Origin of the sequence: Pseudomonas sp. B21-053, from assembly GCF_026016365.1 — a bacterium.
Taxonomy (GTDB): Bacteria; Pseudomonadota; Gammaproteobacteria; order Pseudomonadales; family Pseudomonadaceae; genus Aquipseudomonas; species Aquipseudomonas nunensis.
Window position 1 is genome coordinate 6,648,308 of record NZ_CP087205.1, and the last position, 16,284, is coordinate 6,664,591.

The following is a 16,284-nucleotide window of genomic DNA, read 5'->3' on the forward strand; positions in this document are numbered from 1 at the left end:
ACACAAATTCTGCGAACGACATAAACCCTGTAGGAGCGAGGCTTGCCCGCGAAGAGGCCCTTCAGACGATCAGTGGGCCAGGCCTGCTGCGATGAGCAACTCTTCCAGCGCCAGCAAATCCGGCACTTTGGCCACTTGCTCCCCCACCTGCACCGCCGCTTGCTCAAGCGGACACAACGGCACATCCACATAGCTCAACTGACTATCGAGCTTGTAAGACCGCGGAATCCCCTGCACCAGCAGCGCAATGAATTTCAACTCCGGCCGCCCGCCGAGGGCATTGAGGATGACGATGCGCACGCGCTCGCCAATCACCACTTTGTTGCCACACGCCGACTCGAAACTCAGCAACGGAATCTGCCGATCCCGCCACGTCACCAGCCCCAGATACCACGGCGGTGTATCGAGATCGAACGCCGCCGGCTGATAGTCGATCAGTTCAGCGACGGCGACGTTGGGCAGGATCAAGTTTCGGTCCGCCAAGGGCAACAACAGCCCGGTGAGGTTGCTGGTGCGATGTTCAAGCATGGGTTTTGCTCCACAGGGCGATGCTTTCGAGCAGCACCGATTCCTGGTACGGCTTGCCGAGGTAGTCGTTGACGCCGATGGCCATGGCGCGGTCGCGGTGTTTCTGGCCGGTGCGCGAGGTGATCATGATGATCGGCAGGTGCTGCAAGCGTTCATCGGCGCGCACTTGGGTCGCGACTTCGAAGCCGTCCATGCGCGGCATTTCGATGTCCAGCAGCATCACGTCAGGCAGGTGATCTTCGAGCAGCAGCATGGCGTCGACCCCGTCCTTGGCGGTCAGCACGTTCATGCCGTGGCGTTCGAGCAAGCGGCTGGTGACTTTGCGCACGGTGACCGAGTCGTCCACCACCAACACCAACAGCGGCTTGTGCGGCTCGGCCTCGACATCCTGGGTCACCGGCCGTTGCGGCACGCGGGTTTGCATGGCACGGATCGGCGCCAGCAAATCGAGAATCAGCACCACCCGGCCATCGCCCAGAATCGTCGCCCCGGACAAGCCCTGCACCGCCGCAAATTGCGGGCCGAGGCTTTTGACCACGATCTCGCGGGTGCCGGCCATCGAATCCACTTGCACGGCGATGTGCCGTTCGTTGCATTGCACCAGCAACACCGGCAACGGCAGGCTCTGGCCCAGCAGTTTCGGGCGGGTGCTGGTTTTCAGCAGTTCGCCGAGGTAGCACAGTTCATAGTGCTGTCCGGCGTATTTGTAGGTCGGCGGATCGAGGCGGTAATGGCCTTCGAGTTCGTTGGGCAACACACGGACGATGCCGTCGATGGTGTTGAGCGGGATCGCGTATTGATCCTCACCGCACTGCACCATCAGCGCCCGGTTGACCGACACGGTGAACGGCAAACGAATGCGAAAATGCACACCCTGCCCCGGCACAGAATCGATAAACATGCTGCCACCGAGTTGCCGCACCTCTTCATGCACCACGTCCATGCCGACGCCGCGCCCGGAAATCTGGGTGATTTTCTCGGCGGTGGAGAACCCCGGTTGCAGGATGAATTGCAGCACGTCGCGGTCGCTGATGTCGCTGTCCGGCGCGAGCATGCCGCGCTTGATCGCCTTGCGCCGCACCGCGTCCAGCGGCACGCCGGCGCCGTCATCGCGGATGTCGAAAATGATGTCGCCGCCCTCGCGCGCGAGGTCCAGCGTAATACGACCCTGCGCCGGTTTCCCCGCCGCGACTCGCACCTCAGCGGACTCCAAACCGTGATCCACGGCGTTGCGCAGCATGTGTTCCAGCGGCGCGGCCATGCGTTCCAGCACGTTGCGATCCATCTCGCCTTCGGCGTTGCCGACCACGAATTCCACGTCCTTGCCCAACTCGCTGGAGACCTGCCGCACGATGCGTTTCAAGCGCGGCAGCATCCGTTCGAACGGCACCATGCGCGTGCGCATCAGGCCTTCCTGCAATTCGGTGTTGATACGGCCCTGCTGTTGCAGCAGGTTTTCCGCGTCCTGATTGGTCCGGTCGAGGGTTTCCTTGAGGTCGAGCAAGTCAGAGGCGGATTCGAACAGCGCCCGGGACAGTTGCTGCAATTGCGAATGGCGATCCATTTCCAGCGGATCGAATTCTTCGTAGCCCAGGCGTTCGGCTTCGACTTGCTGACGACTGAGAATTCGGCCCTGGGTTTCGGTGTCCAGGCGGCGTAATTGATCGCGCATCCGCTCGATGGTGGTTTCCATTTCGCTCAGGGCCACGCGGGCGTCGTTGACCTGCTGTTCGATGCGGCCACGGAAGATCGAAGTTTCCCCGGCGAGGTTGACCAGATCGTCGAGCAACTCCGCCGAGACCTTGACCATGTCGGCGCCAGCGTCAGGCGCCGGCACTTCAATCTTGGCAGCCACCGGCGCGACGACCGGGGCTTCGGGAACGACCGGATGGCTGAAGTTCTTGATCGCGTCGATCAGCCGATCTGCTGGCGGGCAAGGCTGGCCGGCGCGGGTGGCGTCGAGCATCTGCGCCAAGCGGTCGTGGCTGCTTTGCAACAACGTGAACAGCGCCGCCGTGGGTTGCAGAACGCCGGCGGACAGGCCTTCGTAAAGGAATTCCAGCTCATGGGCCAGATCGCCAATCGGGGCGATTTCCACCATCCGCGCGCCGCCCTTCAGCGTGTGCAAATCCCGCAGCAGGGTTTCGACTTCCTGGCGGTTCGACGGCTCGGCCTGCCAGCGCACCAGCGCCGCGCCGGAGTTTTCGATGATGTCGAAACCTTCTTCGAGGAAGATTTCCAACAGTTCCGGGTCATGCCCCGGTGAATCATGTTCGTGGGCCGGTTCGACGGTTTCAGCGGTGACGGTGTTGCCCTGGCGAAACTCGCGAATCGCCGCGATCAGCTCGTCCGGATCACCCAGCGCTTTCTGGTTTTGCAGTTGCTCAAGCAGCACCGCCAAGCGGTCGTGACTGGTTTGCAGCAGCCGCGCCAGGGTTTCGCTGTGGCTATAGCGACGATCCACCAGACCTTCGTAAAGGTTTTCCAGTTCATGGGCGAGGTCACCGACCGCCTCGACTTCGGCCATCCGCGCGCCGCCCTTGAGGGTGTGCAAATCCCGCTGCAAGGACGACAGCGGCGCGGCGTTGTCCGGGTCGCTCAACCAGCGCTGCAAGGCCTGGCCGGCGCTTTCGAGGATGTCCACGGCTTCTTCGAGGAAGATCGAAACGATTTCGTCGTCGTGTTCAATCTGCGTCGCGGTGTGCGACAGCTCAGCAGTGGCGCTACCGAGTTCGCGAATGCTCAGGGTGCGGCTGCCATCGCTGCGAATCAGGCCCATAGCCGACGGGTCGAGGCTGGTATCGAGCAACCCGCGCAAGGCCCGCACACGTTCCGGTTGCGGGCTGACTTCCTGGCCGGCGGCCAGTTCGTCGAGCATGTTGATCAGCGCTTCGTGGGCACTTTGTGCCTCATGAAAAAAGGCGTCGCTGACCGCCAGGCTGCTCTCTTCGACAGCGCCATACAGGTCGAGCAAGGCTTCGCAGAGTTCATCCACCGGGTGCAGATCGGCGAGGTGCGCGCCTTCGCCGAGGGTGGTCAGTTCGTCGAGCAACGCGCTGAGTTCCTGGCGCTCGCCGGGGTGCTGCTGCCAACGCTGCAACAGGCTTTCGGCGTCGAGCAGGATGTCCATGCCCTGGGCCAGAAAGTTGTTGATCAGTTGCGGATCGCGCTTGACCCGCACGGCGCGGTTCGGCGCACTGAGGATGGCTTGCAGGCGTTCGTCCAGCAGCGCATGGGTGCGTTCGATCAGCGAGCGGGCGTCGGGGATTTCTGCCAGCGGATCAGTCTTGAGCTGACGCAAACCGAGGCGAAACAGCCCTTCGGCCTCCAGCATCAATTCGACTTCATCCAGGTCGAGGGCAATCAAGTGCGCCTTGTACTCACGGGCCAGTTGATCCAGCGGCGCGGCCAGCTCGGCAATCGGCAACACGCCAGCCATCGAGGCGCTGCCCTTGAGGGTGTGCAAGGCGCGTTGCAACTCATCGCTGGCTTGCAGCGGCACGTGTTCGGCGGCTTGATCGAGGAAGCGATTGAGGCTGGCGAGGTGGGTTTCGGCCTCGTTGCGGAAGATCTCCAGCAACAGCGGATCGAGGGCGGCGACGTCTTGGGTGTCCTCGTCGGACAGCGATGTATCGCCCTTGGCCAAGGCATGTGCCCGTGCGGCCAAACGGTCCACGTCGTCACGTTGGCGCTGGGCATTGGCGGCGAATTCGCTGATGAGTTCCGGCAGCAGATTGAGTGCATCGGTCAGCAGTTGTTGCACCGCGAGCCCAGGCTTAACACTGTGCTCCAGCACCCGATTGAGCAGGTTTTCCATGGCCCAGGCCATTTCACCCAGCACCAATGCGCGGACCATCCGGCCACTGCCTTTCAAGGTGTGAAAGGCGCGGCGCAATTCGCTCAACGCAGCGGCGTCGTCAACGTTGGCCGACCAGCGCGGCAGGTATTCGTGCAGCACTTCCAAGACTTCGTCGGTTTCTTCGAGGAAGACTTCCCGCAGTTCATCGTCCACCGGTTCTTCGCCGAACGGCGGCGGCAACAGGCTGCCCGGCGTGTTCAGGGCGGGCGGGTTGACGGCGGACACCGGGCTGGCCAACACAGCGGCCAGGGATTGCACGGTGTCGGGATCGTCCAGTTCCTGAAGGTCCTGCATGACCTGGGCTTCGTTGGGGCTGAGTACGTCTTCGAGCACCGGCACGAGTTTTTCGCTGGGAAAAAACCCGAGTGAGGCGAGGCTGTTTTCAGCGACGTCGAGCAGTTGTTCGTCCGCCTCTTGCGGATCGTCGTTCAGGCGTTCCAGGTAGTACTCGATGCTGGTGATGACGTCGGCCAGGTTGTCGAGTTGCTGCCAGCCGGGATGATCGGTGTCCACCAGCAGGTGTTCGCGGATAAAGCCGTTGCAGGCTTCGATCAGGCTCGCGGCACGGGTCAGCGGAATCATCGCCAATGCGCCGCGAACCTGGGTCAGCAACGCGGGCAACGGTTGCAGTTGCTGGCGGTCCCAATCGGCGTCGATGTAGTCGACGATCATGTCTTTGGCTTGCTGCAGGCAAATCCGCGCTTCGCGAATCACGATCTGGTGAATCTGGGTCAGGTCGGTGGTCGGCAGGCGGCTTTCTTCCTGGCTTTCCGGCTCCACGGTGCCGACCATTCCGGCCAGCGTCGCTTCGACGTAGAGCAAGGCGCCGGCCACGTCCATGAGGATCGCGTCGTTGGGTTCGCGCTGGCCCTGGGCGAGGCTCAGCACCACCGCCAGTTGATCGATGATCACCTTGCGCGGCTGGCCGAAACCGAGCACCGCCAAGGTGTCGGCAATTTGCCGCAGGGGCGCCAGCAGGCTTTCAAGGTCCGAGGTGTGCTGGCGGTCGCTGCGCACGAACAGGTCCAGGCGTTCCTTGACCCGCACCAGCTCTTCGCACAGCGCGGCGAGTACCGAGCGCATGGCATCGCGGTCGGGGCCGGCGAGGCGTGCGCGTTCTTCGTCGACCATCGCGCTGTCGGGCAGCGCATCGTCCAGTCCGTAGCGATCTTTCATGGTCAGCATCTGCCCGGTGGGATGTTCGGCTTTGGCAATGTAGAACAACAAGCTTTTCAGCAGCTCGGGCGGCGGCGCCTGATTGACGCCGGCCATGCCCTGTTCCAGCAAGCGTTTGAGTTCCTTGTCGGCGTCCTTGAACAGGCTACGCAGCGCCGGGCTGTTGGCTATCGCGCCTTTTTGCAGGCCTTCGACCAGCGCCGACGCCACCTGCCACAACGGGCTCACCGGCGCGTTACCGCACAACGCTTCAAGCCGGGCGAAGACCTTGGTCAGGTAATCCAGATTGGTTTCGCCATCCTGCTCGCGAAGCAAACCGACCAACGCCATCTGCAACATTTGCCGCAACTTGCGCAGTACATTGGGCAAGTCTGCCGGTTCAAGCCGCGCCAGCTCTTCGTCGTCCAGGGGCGACAACTCCGGCAATTGCGGGCTGAACAGGCTGGTTTCCGACAACAGGCTTTCGCCGCGCGCACTGCGCAGATCGTTGATCAGCGGCAGCACCACCAGCGGCAAGTCGCGGCGCGCACCTTGCACCCGGTCGAGGTAGATCGGCAATTGCCCCAGCGCCTGTCTTAACAGATGAATGGCTTCATCGCGATGACTGACGCGGTTTTGTTGCAGGGCAGCGGTCAGTTGCTCCATCTCTTCGGCGAGCAGGGCCGCGCCGTAGAACTCGACCATCTGCAAGCTGCCGTGAACCTGATGGATGCACGCCAGGCATTCACTCAGCGCGTGCGTCGCCTGCGGGTCATCCAGCAGTTGTTCCAACGCTTGATGAGCCTGCTTCAGCGTCTCGGCAATCTCGCCTTTGACCCACTCGAGGGCCACATAGTCGTGCCGATCACCCATAACCACTCCGCTCTCTATTCCTACAGCAGCAATTCATACGCCCGCAGGCGTTCACGCGTTGTCCGTGGCCTGCTTGGGCTCGGCCGGCAAGGTGAAACCCGAGACCGAGCGCCGCAACTGGCTGGCCATTTTCGCTAGGTTGCCGATGCTTTCGGCGGTCGCCGTGGAGCCGGACGACGTCTGCGTGGTGATCTGCTGGATCACGTTCATGGTCAGGGAAATCTGCCCGGCCGACGACGTCTGTTGCTGCGCCGCATTGGAAATGCTCTGGATCAACGCCGCCAAGGTCTTCGACACGCCTTCGATTTCTTCCAGGGCCACACCGGCATCCTGCGCCAGCCGCGCGCCGCGCACCACTTCGGTGGTGGTCTGCTCCATGGAGATCACCGCTTCATTGGTATCAGTCTGGATCGCCCGGACCAGGGTTTCAATTTGTCGGGTCGCGGCGGACGAGCGCTCGGCCAGGCGCTGCACTTCGTCGGCCACCACGGCAAACCCGCGCCCGGCATCACCGGCCATGGAGGCCTGGATTGCCGCGTTGAGCGCGAGGATGTTGGTCTGGTCGGCAATGTCGTCGATCAGGCTGACGATATCGCCGATTTCCTGGGAAGACTCGCCCAGACGCTTGATGCGTTTGGCGGTGTCCTGGATCTGCTCGCGAATGTTGTCCATGCCATGGATGGTGTTGTGCACCACCTCGTTGCCCTTATTGGCGATTTCCACCGAACGCTCGGCCACCGCTGAGGATTCGGCGGCGTTGGCCGAGACCTGGTCGATGGACTGGGCCATGTCGTTGATTGCCGTGGAGGCTTCGCTGATCTGTTGAGCCTGATGTTCCGAGGCCTGGGCCAGGTGCATGGCGGTGGCCTGGGTTTCCTGCACGGCAGCGGCAACTTGCCCGGCGGTGAGGTTGATGGTCGCCACCAGATCGCGCAATTGGTCCACGGAATAGTTGATCGAGTCGGCGATGGTGCCGGTGAAGTCTTCGGTCACCGAGGCGGTCACGGTCAGGTCGCCGTCGGCGAGGTCTTCGATCTCATCCAGCAGACGCATGATCGCGTTCTGGTTGCGCTCGTTCTTCTCGGCGGTCTCCTGCAACTGACGGTTGGTTTCGCGAACCATCACCAGACCAATGAGGATGATCGACATCAGCGCCAACAAGCCCAGCACGTAGCCGCCGATGGTGTCGGTGTTGCGCCCGCCGGCCAGGTTTTCGAAACCGGTGGCCAGGTGCGAGGCTTCATCGAGCAGGGTTTGCGACAGGGTGAAGATGCTGGTCGCCGACTCGCGGACCTTGAACAGCTCGGGCGAGGTTTCGAGGATCTCATCCACCGAGCCGGAGACGAATTCGAACAGTTCGGAGATTTCCGTGAGGCGAGCGCGGGCGTCCTTGTCTTCGACCTGGCTGACTTTCAGCGCCGGATTGCCCTGGAGCATGCCGGTTAACACTTGGCCGAAACGTGCGGCATCGCGGCCGAAGGCGTCGGCGGCTTGCTGGGAGTTTTCGTCGCCAGACAGCACGGTATTCACTGCACCGAGAATCCGTTCCGCCAACAGCGACTGACGCTGGGCCATGGCCACTTGAGCCGCCGGGGCGCCGCGTTGAAGAAGGATTTCGACGACTTTTTCGTACTCGACCTGCAACTGCGGCACGGTTTCGGCCAGGGTTGCGGCGACTTGATGCAGGGACAGCACAGTCTGTTCGCTGGAGAGAATGGCGTCGGTGTTTTTCAGCAGGCGTTCCCAGTCCAGCTGCACGGCACGCATTTCCGGGCGCACGGTGGACGGTGCGGGCGGCAGGCCGGTGCTTGGGTCGCCTTTCTTCAGGTAACCCCAGCGCTGGGCAAAGTCGTTGCGTGCATCGCTCAACAGCTTGAACGCGGCAGCCTTGCCGGCGGCGGCTTCGGTGGCGTTCTTGGCGATGCGCTGGGACAACACGCGCAGCTCACCGGCATGGCCGATGTACTGCTTGTCGTAGGTGGCCTGGGTATTGAGGTAAGCGAAGTTGGCGAACAGCAGCATGATGAAGATGATCAGCGCGATAAACAGCACGATGATCTGCGAACGGCTGCGCGACCCTTCTGGCTTGCCTGTTTTTGCTTTTGTCATCGGTCCTCGCCTGTTAACCAACCTTTAGAACCCGCCGTAGATCCCCTTGTGGGAGCGGGCTTGCTCGCGAAGGCGGTCATTCATTCAACATTGATGTCGACTGACACAACGCCTTCGCGAGCAAGCCCGCTCCCACAGGGGATTGGTGTTGGGCCGGTTACACCGCGACATGCATGAAGTCCTGGGACTGCGCCAACGCAAACGGGCTGAACACTTGCCAGCTCTGCTCGCGCTGGAACCGGCCCTGCACGAATGCGCCAATCGCGCCGTTCAACTCGTTCGACGGCACCGCTTCCAGGCTGTCCTGGGCAAAGTGCTGCAAACCGTAGACTTCATCGACCATCAACCCGGCAAACACGTCTTTGTATTCCACCACCAGCACCCGCCGTTGCTTGCGCCCCCCCGACAACTCATGCCCAAGCTCTTTATCCGAAAAGAAGGCACAAATATCCATGATCGGCAGCAACCGCCCGCGCAGGTTGGCCACGCCCTTGACCCAGGGTTTGACGCCGGGCAGTTGGGTGCAGCGCGGTTCATGCAGGACTTCGCTGACTTCGCCCATCGGCGCGACGTACCAGTGCTCGCCGAGGCGAAAACCGATGCCGCTCCAGCTGTCCTGGCGGGTTGGCTGGGACGGCAAGTCCGCCGCCAGCACGCGACAACGCTGGTCGATCTGCAACAGCAGTTCGAAAGCCGTCAGCGACTCGGTCATGGCCGGGGGATCAACCGGCGAGCACGTTGTTCAGGGTTTTGATCAGGGTGTCTTCGTCGACCGGTTTGGTCAGGTAGTCCTTGGCGCCCTGGCGTGTGCCCCAGACCTTGTCGGTTTCCTGATCCTTGGTGGTGATGATGATCACCGGGATGTGCCCGGTTTCCGGGTCTTTGGTCAACTGGCGGGTGGCCTGGAAACCGTTGAGGCCGGGCATGACGATGTCCATCAGCACGGCGTCAGGTTTTTCCTGGCGGGCCAGGGCCACGCCGTCGGCGCCGTTTTCGGCTTTCAACACTTCATGACCGTGCTTTTCCAGCATGCCGGTCAGTTTGTACATTTCAGTCGGCGAATCATCGACGATCAGAATACGTGCCATGGTCTTCCCCATTCTTGTCAACGCCGGGCCCGCTGGCCGAGCGTCACTGTGCGTGTCCTACTGCGGCAAAACGGCGGCGAAGCCCGGAACATGGGCCTGGATCGCGTTCAGCAGTTCTTCCTTGCTGAAAGGCTTGGTCAAAAACTGGTCGGAGCCGACGATGCGCCCCTTGGCCTTGTCGAACAGCCCGTCCTTGGACGACAGCATAATCACTGGCGTGGACTTGAACGCACTGTTGTTCTTGATTAAAGCGCAGGTCTGATAACCATCCAGACGCGGCATCATGATGTCGACAAAGATAATGCCCGGGTGATTGTCGGCAATCTTGGCCAGCGCATCGAAACCATCGATGGCCGTGATGACTTCACAGCCTACGTTTTTCAACAGCGTTTCGGCGGTGCGGCGGATCGTCTTCGAATCATCGATCACCATGACCTTCAAGGCGCTGGAATGCTGTTCCATAAATGCTCTACCGTCGCCTTTGAGAAACAATTTGTCCGTTTGACGGCTCGAAACCCTTGATACTGAAGGGCCAGCGCGACATGGCGACCTTTTTAGCACAGTCTCAATAACCAATCTATCGGCCGACCCGCGCAGAGGTTTTTCCTTGACCGGGAACACACTCAGCGCCACTCTGACGCCACTTTTTCGTGTCCATTCGGACCACCCCATTTCGAGGAAAAACCCATGAGCGTTCGCGTCGGGATTGTCATGGACCCTATCGCCAGCATTTCCTATAAAAAGGATAGCTCGCTGGCCATGCTGCTGGCTGCGCAGAAGCGCGGCTGGGAACTGTTCTATATGGAACAGAAGGATTTGTATCAGGGCGAAGGTGAAGCACGGGCGCGGATGCGGCCGCTGAAAGTCTTCGCCAACCCTGAGAAGTGGTTCGAACTGGAAGCCGAGACCGACGCGCTGCTGAGCGATCTGGACGTGATCCTGATGCGCAAGGATCCGCCGTTCGACATGGAATTCGTCTACTCCACGTACCTGCTGGAGCAAGCCGAGCGCGCCGGCGTGCTGGTGGTCAACAAGCCGCAGAGCCTGCGCGACTGCAACGAAAAACTGTTCGCCACGCTGTTCCCGCAGTGCACGCCGCCGACCGTGGTCAGCCGCCGCGCCGACGTGTTGCGTGAATTCGCCGCCAAGCACGGCGACGTGATCCTCAAGCCGCTGGATGGCATGGGTGGCACCTCGATCTTCCGTCACCGCGCAGGCGATCCGAACCTGTCGGTGATTCTGGAAACCCTGACCGCGCTGGGCACCCAGCAGATCATGGGCCAGGCCTACTTGCCGGCGATCAAGGATGGCGACAAGCGCATCCTGATGATCGACGGCGAACCAGTGGATTACTGCCTGGCGCGGATTCCGGCGGCTGGTGAAACCCGTGGCAACCTCGCGGCCGGTGGTCGTGGCGAAGCGCGCCCGCTGAGCGACAAGGATCGCTGGATCGCCGCACAAGTCGGCCCGACCCTGCGTGAGAAAGGCCTGCTGTTCGTGGGCCTGGATGTAATCGGCGAACACCTGACCGAAATCAACGTCACCAGCCCGACTTGCATTCGCGAGATTGATAACGCCTTCGGCACCGACATTGGTGGCCTTTTGATGGATGCCATCGATCAGAAGCTCAAGGCCCGTTGATATAGAACAGCCAAGAAACGACCAACATTGCGTTATCATCCCCGGCCTGTAAAAAACGCGATGTTGGTTTTCTTGTCATGACGCTCCCGTCCGATCTGCCCGCTGAACTCGCCCATACTGGCGTGCGCCCGGCCGATCGCCTCGGTTTTACCCTGTTTCTCGCGGCGTTGATTCACCTGGCCTTGCTGTTGGGCGTCGGCTTTTCGATGGTCGAACCCAAGCAGATCAGCAAAACCCTGGAAATCACCCTCGCCACTTTCAAAAGCGAAACCAAGCCTAAAAAAGCCGATTTTCTTGCTCAAGAGAATCAGGAAGGCAGCGGCACCCTGGATAAAAAGGCAATTCCCAAGACCACCGAGGTCGCGCCGTTCCAGGACAACAAGGTGCAGAAAGTCACCCCGCCGCCGGCCGCCAAGCCTGAAGTGCAGGAAGCCGCGCCCAAGGCCGCCGTGACCACCGTCGCGCCGAAGCCGAAAAAAGCCGCCGCCAAAAACGAAGAACCCAAGACCCCGCCCAAGCCCGCCGTGGCCGCGCCGACGTTCGACAGCTCGCAACTGTCCAGCGACATCGCCAGCCTGGAAGCGGAACTGGCCAACGAACAACAGCTGTACGCCAAGCGCCCGCGGATTCACCGCTTGAGCGCGGCCTCGACCATGCGCGACAAAGGTGCCTGGTATAAAGACGAATGGCGCAAGAAGGTCGAGCGCATCGGCAACCTCAATTACCCCGACGAAGCGCGGCGCAAGCAGATCTACGGCAATTTGCGTTTGATGGTCTCGATCAACCGCGACGGCTCGCTGTATGAAGTGCTGGTGCTGGAGTCCTCCGGGCAACCGCTGCTGGATCAGGCGGCGCAGCGGATCGTGCGGCTGGCGGCACCGTTTTCGCCATTTACCGGGGATTTGTCGGACATCGACCGACTGGAAATCATCCGCACCTGGAAATTCGCTCGCGGCGACAAGCTCTCCAGTAATTAACCGAAAGATCAAAAGATCGCAGCCTTCGGCAGCTCCTACAGGTGTACACATTCCCCCGTAGGAGCTGCCGAAGGCTGCGATCTTTTGATGTGCTTCGGCTTGTCAGTTCGCCCCTCCAACGCCACACTAGCGCTCATGAAGAACGTCAGCCCCAGCTACCTCAAGCATCACTTCCTGATCGCCATGCCGCACATGGCCGACCCGAACTTTGCGCACACCTTGACCTACATCGTCGAGCACACGGCCAATGGCGCCATGGGGCTGGTGGTCAACCGTCCGCAAGACCTGAACCTGGCCGATATCCTCGAACAATTGCGTCCTGACATCGAGCCACCCGTGCTCTGCCAGCACGTGCCGATCTTTATCGGCGGCCCGGTGCAGACTGATCGCGGCTTTGTCCTGCACCCGTCAGGGAAAACCTTCCAGGCGACCGTTGATCTGGAAGGCGAGCTGTCCTTATCGACTTCCCAAGACGTGCTGTTCGCCATCGCTGACGGCGTCGGCCCGGCGAAAAGCGTGATCACCCTCGGTTACGCAGGCTGGGAAGCCGGGCAACTGGAGGCCGAACTGGCCGATAACGCCTGGCTGACCTGCCCTTACGACGCCGACATCCTGTTCAACACCAGCAGCGAATCGCGCCTCGAAGCGGCGGCCCGGCACCTGGGGATCAACCTCAGCCTGCTGACCAGCCAGGCGGGCCACGCCTGATGGCCCTGCGACTGATTCTGGGTTTTGACTACGGCACCAAACAGATCGGCGTAGCGGTCGGCCAGGTGATTACCGGTCAGGCCCGCGAGCTGTGCACCTTGAAAGCACAAAACGGTATTCCCGACTGGAATCAGGTCGAAGCCCTGATCAAGGAGTGGAAACCCGACGCCGTGGTGGTTGGCCTGCCGCTGAACATGGACGGCACGCCCAGCGACATGTGCCTGCGGGCCGAGAAGTTCGCCCGCCGCCTCAATGGCCGTTACAACCTGCCCTTCTATACCCACGATGAACGCCTGACCACCTTCGAAGCGAAGGGCGAGCGGCGTGATCGTGGCGGGCAAAAAGGCAGTTACCGCGACAACCCGGTCGATGCCATCGCCGCCGCCCTGCTGCTGCAAGGCTGGCTCGACGAAAACACCGCACTGTTCGAATCCTGAAGAGTCGTCACCACGTCTCTCTATAGCTACAACCCGAGCCAAACCCCGCACGCACCGGCTCGGGCCCAAGAAGGAGCAACCATGAGCCTGCCCAATCCCGCCGAACTGATCAGCCAGATGGCGATCCGTCTCAAGGCACACCTGGAACACCGTGGCATCAGCGAACCGCGCTACATCGGTATCCGTACCGGCGGCGTCTGGGTCGCCCAGGCGTTGCTCGATGAACTGGGCAGCGACTCGCCGCTCGGCACGCTGGACGTTTCCTTCTACCGCGACGACTTCAGCCAGAACGGCCTGCACCCGCAAGTGCGCCCGTCAGCCCTGCCGTTCGAGATCGAAGGCCAGGACCTGGTGTTGATCGACGACGTGCTGATGAGCGGCCGGACCATCCGCGCCGCCATGAACGAATTGTTCGACTACGGCCGCCCGGCCAGCGTAACGCTGGTCTGCCTGCTGGACCTGGACGCCGGCGAGCTGCCGATCCGTCCGAACGTGGTCGGCGCGACGCTGGAGCTGGCGGCCCACGAACGGGTGAAGCTGTCCGGCCCTTCGCCGCTCGTACTTGAACTGCAAGACCTCGCCCTTTAATTCGCCCTATTGAGAGTCCCCTCGCGATGACGCCTCTAGAAACCAAGCGCCCGCTGCAGCTCAATGATCAGGGCCAGCTGCGCCACTTCCTCTCGCTCGACGGTTTGCGCCGCGAGTTGCTGACGGAAATCCTCGACACCGCCGACTCGTTCCTCGAAGTCGGCGCCCGGGCGGTGAAGAAAGTCCCGTTGCTGCGCGGCAAGACCGTGTGCAACGTGTTCTTCGAGAACTCCACCCGCACTCGCACCACCTTCGAACTGGCGGCCCAGCGGCTGTCGGCGGACGTGATCACCCTGAATGTGTCGACGTCCTCGGCGAGCAAGGGCGAAACCCTGCTCGACACCCTGCGCAACCTGGAAGCCATGGCCGCCGACATGTTCGTCGTGCGTCACGGTGATTCCGGCGCCGCGCACTTCATCGCCGAACATGTGTGCCCGCAAGTGGCGATCATCAACGGCGGCGACGGCCGTCACGCACACCCGACCCAAGGCATGCTCGACATGCTGACGATTCGTCGGCACAAGGGCGGTTTCGAAAACCTCTCCGTGGCCATCGTCGGCGACATCCTGCATTCGCGGGTCGCGCGCTCGAACATGCTCGCGCTGAAAACCCTCGGCTGCCCGGACATCCGCGTGATCGCGCCGAAAACCCTGCTGCCGATCGGCATCGAGCAATACGGCGTGAAGGTCTACACCGACATGACCGAGGGCCTGAAAGACGTCGACGTGGTGATCATGCTGCGCCTGCAGCGTGAGCGCATGACCGGCGGCCTGCTGCCGAGCGAAGGCGAGTTCTACCGCCTGTTCGGCCTGACCACCGCGCGCCTGGCCGGGGCCAAGCCGGATTGCATCGTCATGCACCCGGGGCCGATCAACCGTGGGGTGGAGATTGAGTCGGCGGTGGCCGACGGCCCGCACTCGGTGATCCTCAATCAGGTTACTTACGGTATTGCGATTCGTATGGCCGTGCTGTCCATGGCCATGAGCGGGCAGACTGCCCAGCGCCAATTCGAGCAGGAGAACGCCCAGTGAAGCTCAGCATTCTCGGCGCCCGCGTCATCGATCCGGTCAGTGGGCTGGATCAAGTTACCGATATTCATGTTGAAGCCTGCAAGATCGTCGCCTTCGGTGCCGCTCCGGCCGGTTTTGTTCCTGTTGAAACCATCGACGCCAAAGGCCTCGTGGCCGCGCCTGGCCTGGTTGACCTGAACGTCGCCCTGCGCGAACCGGGTTACAGCCGCAAAGGTTCGATTGCCAGCGAAACCCGCGCAGCCGCTGCCGGAGGCGTGACCAGCCTGTGCTGCCCGCCGAAAACCAAACCGGTGCTGGACACCTCGGCTGTGGCCGAACTGATCCTCGACCGCGCCCGCGAAGCCGGCAACACCAAAGTCTTCCCGATTGGTGCCCTGAGCAAAGGCCTGGACGGCGAGCAGCTGGCAGAGCTCGTTGCCCTGCGCGATGCCGGCTGCGTAGCCTTCGGCAACGGCCTAGAGAACTTCCGCAACACCCGCACCCTGTGCCGGGCGCTGGAATACGCGGCGACCTTCGACCTGACGGTGATTTTCAACTCTCAGGATCACGACTTGGCTGAAGGTGGCCTGGCCCATGAAGGCCCGACCGCGAGTTTCCTTGGCTTGCCGGGCATCCCGGAAACCGCCGAAACCGTGGCCCTGGCCCGGGACCTGCTGCTGGTCGAGCAAAGCGGCGTGCGTGCGCACTTCAGCCAACTCACCAGCGCTCGCGGCGTGGCCCTGATCGCTCAGGCCCAGGCCCGTGGACTGCCGGTGACTGCCGATGTGGCGTTGTATCAGCTGATCCTGACCGACGAAGCCCTGATCGACTTCAGCAGCCTCTACCACGTCCAGCCGCCGCTGCGCACCCGCGCCGACCGCGATGGCCTGCGTGCGGCGGTGAAGTCCGGCGTGGTTTCGGCCATCTCCAGCCATCACCAGCCGCATGAGCGCGATGCCAAACTAGCACCGTTCGGCGCGACTGAACCGGGGATCAGCAGTGTTGAACTGCTGCTGCCATTGGCGATGACGTTGGTTGAGGATGGGTTGCTCGATCTGCCGACCCTGCTGTCGCGCCTGAGTGCCGGCCCTGCCGAGGCGTTGCGCCTACCGGCGGGCAAGCTGGCGGTGGGTGGCGCGGCGGATATCGTGCTATTCGACCCGACGGCCTCGACCGTGGCCGGGGAAACCTGGCTGTCGAAGGGTGAGAACTGCCCGTTTATTGGCCACAGCTTGCCGAGTGTGGTGCGGTATACGTTGGTGGATGGGCGGATTAGCCACCAGGCTTAAGACCGCGTCGCCTGCATTCGCG

Annotated in this window: 13 protein-coding genes; 7 read left to right on the forward strand and 6 right to left on the reverse strand. The window is 62.1% G+C overall.

Annotated features, from left to right (window positions below):
• Positions 1–69 precede the first annotated feature (69 nt).
• The 6 genes from LOY68_RS29860 to pilG form a co-directional block, all read right to left on the reverse strand.
• A complete protein-coding gene (locus LOY68_RS29860) occupies positions 70–528 on the reverse strand; it encodes a chemotaxis protein CheW (RefSeq protein ID WP_163910976.1) in 459 nt (152 codons plus the stop codon).
• Positions 521–6,415: an Hpt domain-containing protein gene (locus LOY68_RS29865; protein ID WP_265041392.1), complete on the reverse strand. Its 5,895-nt coding sequence runs from the start codon at positions 6,413–6,415 to the stop codon at positions 521–523. The genes LOY68_RS29860 and LOY68_RS29865 overlap by 8 nt, the downstream gene beginning before the upstream one ends.
• A gap of 51 nt (positions 6,416–6,466) precedes the next feature.
• Complete coding sequence (locus LOY68_RS29870; protein ID WP_163910969.1) at positions 6,467–8,524, reverse strand: methyl-accepting chemotaxis protein; 2,058 nt, start codon at positions 8,522–8,524, stop codon at positions 6,467–6,469.
• Between the two features lie 157 nt (positions 8,525–8,681).
• Positions 8,682–9,236 (reverse strand): chemotaxis protein CheW, encoded by a 555-nt coding sequence (locus LOY68_RS29875; RefSeq protein WP_054044395.1) that lies wholly within the window; start codon positions 9,234–9,236, stop codon positions 8,682–8,684.
• 10 nt (positions 9,237–9,246) lie between these two features.
• Positions 9,247–9,612, reverse strand: coding sequence for a twitching motility response regulator PilH (pilH, locus tag LOY68_RS29880; protein WP_007897961.1), 366 nt, complete (start codon positions 9,610–9,612; stop codon positions 9,247–9,249).
• Positions 9,613–9,669: 57 nt separating this feature from the next.
• A complete protein-coding gene (gene pilG / locus LOY68_RS29885; protein WP_008152601.1) occupies positions 9,670–10,074 on the reverse strand; it encodes a twitching motility response regulator PilG in 405 nt (134 codons plus the stop codon).
• A 225-nt stretch (positions 10,075–10,299) separates the two neighbouring features.
• Between pilG and gshB the strand changes: the two genes are divergently transcribed.
• From gshB to LOY68_RS29920, 7 genes are all read left to right on the forward strand, one after another.
• Complete coding sequence (gshB, locus tag LOY68_RS29890; RefSeq protein WP_054044396.1) at positions 10,300–11,253, forward strand: glutathione synthase; 954 nt, start codon at positions 10,300–10,302, stop codon at positions 11,251–11,253.
• 77 nt (positions 11,254–11,330) lie between these two features.
• Entirely contained in the window at positions 11,331–12,230 is a 900-nt protein-coding gene (locus LOY68_RS29895; RefSeq protein WP_265041393.1) for an energy transducer TonB, read from the forward strand.
• Between the two features lie 135 nt (positions 12,231–12,365).
• Positions 12,366–12,938 (forward strand): YqgE/AlgH family protein, encoded by a 573-nt coding sequence (locus LOY68_RS29900; RefSeq protein ID WP_265041394.1) that lies wholly within the window; start codon positions 12,366–12,368, stop codon positions 12,936–12,938.
• Entirely contained in the window at positions 12,938–13,375 is a 438-nt protein-coding gene (gene ruvX / locus LOY68_RS29905) for a Holliday junction resolvase RuvX (protein ID WP_005792259.1), read from the forward strand. The genes LOY68_RS29900 and ruvX overlap by 1 nt, the downstream gene beginning before the upstream one ends.
• 81 nt (positions 13,376–13,456) lie before the next feature.
• A complete protein-coding gene (gene pyrR / locus LOY68_RS29910) occupies positions 13,457–13,963 on the forward strand; it encodes a bifunctional pyr operon transcriptional regulator/uracil phosphoribosyltransferase PyrR (RefSeq protein WP_054044401.1) in 507 nt (168 codons plus the stop codon).
• A gap of 26 nt (positions 13,964–13,989) precedes the next feature.
• Positions 13,990–14,994, forward strand: coding sequence for an aspartate carbamoyltransferase catalytic subunit (locus tag LOY68_RS29915; RefSeq protein WP_007897943.1), 1,005 nt, complete (start codon positions 13,990–13,992; stop codon positions 14,992–14,994).
• Complete coding sequence (locus LOY68_RS29920; protein WP_265041395.1) at positions 14,991–16,262, forward strand: dihydroorotase; 1,272 nt, start codon at positions 14,991–14,993, stop codon at positions 16,260–16,262. The genes LOY68_RS29915 and LOY68_RS29920 overlap by 4 nt, the downstream gene beginning before the upstream one ends.
• The last annotated feature ends 22 nt before the right edge of the window (positions 16,263–16,284 follow it).

Coding starts and splice junctions, on each gene's coding strand:
- LOY68_RS29860 (WP_163910976.1), bottom strand. CDS start 528: ATGCTTGAACATCGCACCAGCAACCTCACCGGGCTGTTGTTGCCCTTG.
- LOY68_RS29865 (WP_265041392.1), bottom strand. CDS start 6,415: ATGGGTGATCGGCACGACTATGTGGCCCTCGAGTGGGTCAAAGGCGAG.
- LOY68_RS29870 (WP_163910969.1), bottom strand. CDS start 8,524: ATGACAAAAGCAAAAACAGGCAAGCCAGAAGGGTCGCGCAGCCGTTCG.
- LOY68_RS29875 (WP_054044395.1), bottom strand. CDS start 9,236: ATGACCGAGTCGCTGACGGCTTTCGAACTGCTGTTGCAGATCGACCAG.
- pilH (WP_007897961.1), bottom strand. CDS start 9,612: ATGGCACGTATTCTGATCGTCGATGATTCGCCGACTGAAATGTACAAA.
- pilG (WP_008152601.1), bottom strand. CDS start 10,074: ATGGAACAGCATTCCAGCGCCTTGAAGGTCATGGTGATCGATGATTCG.
- gshB (WP_054044396.1), top strand. CDS start 10,300: ATGAGCGTTCGCGTCGGGATTGTCATGGACCCTATCGCCAGCATTTCC.
- LOY68_RS29895 (WP_265041393.1), top strand. CDS start 11,331: ATGACGCTCCCGTCCGATCTGCCCGCTGAACTCGCCCATACTGGCGTG.
- LOY68_RS29900 (WP_265041394.1), top strand. CDS start 12,366: ATGAAGAACGTCAGCCCCAGCTACCTCAAGCATCACTTCCTGATCGCC.
- ruvX (WP_005792259.1), top strand. CDS start 12,938: ATGGCCCTGCGACTGATTCTGGGTTTTGACTACGGCACCAAACAGATC.
- pyrR (WP_054044401.1), top strand. CDS start 13,457: ATGAGCCTGCCCAATCCCGCCGAACTGATCAGCCAGATGGCGATCCGT.
- LOY68_RS29915 (WP_007897943.1), top strand. CDS start 13,990: ATGACGCCTCTAGAAACCAAGCGCCCGCTGCAGCTCAATGATCAGGGC.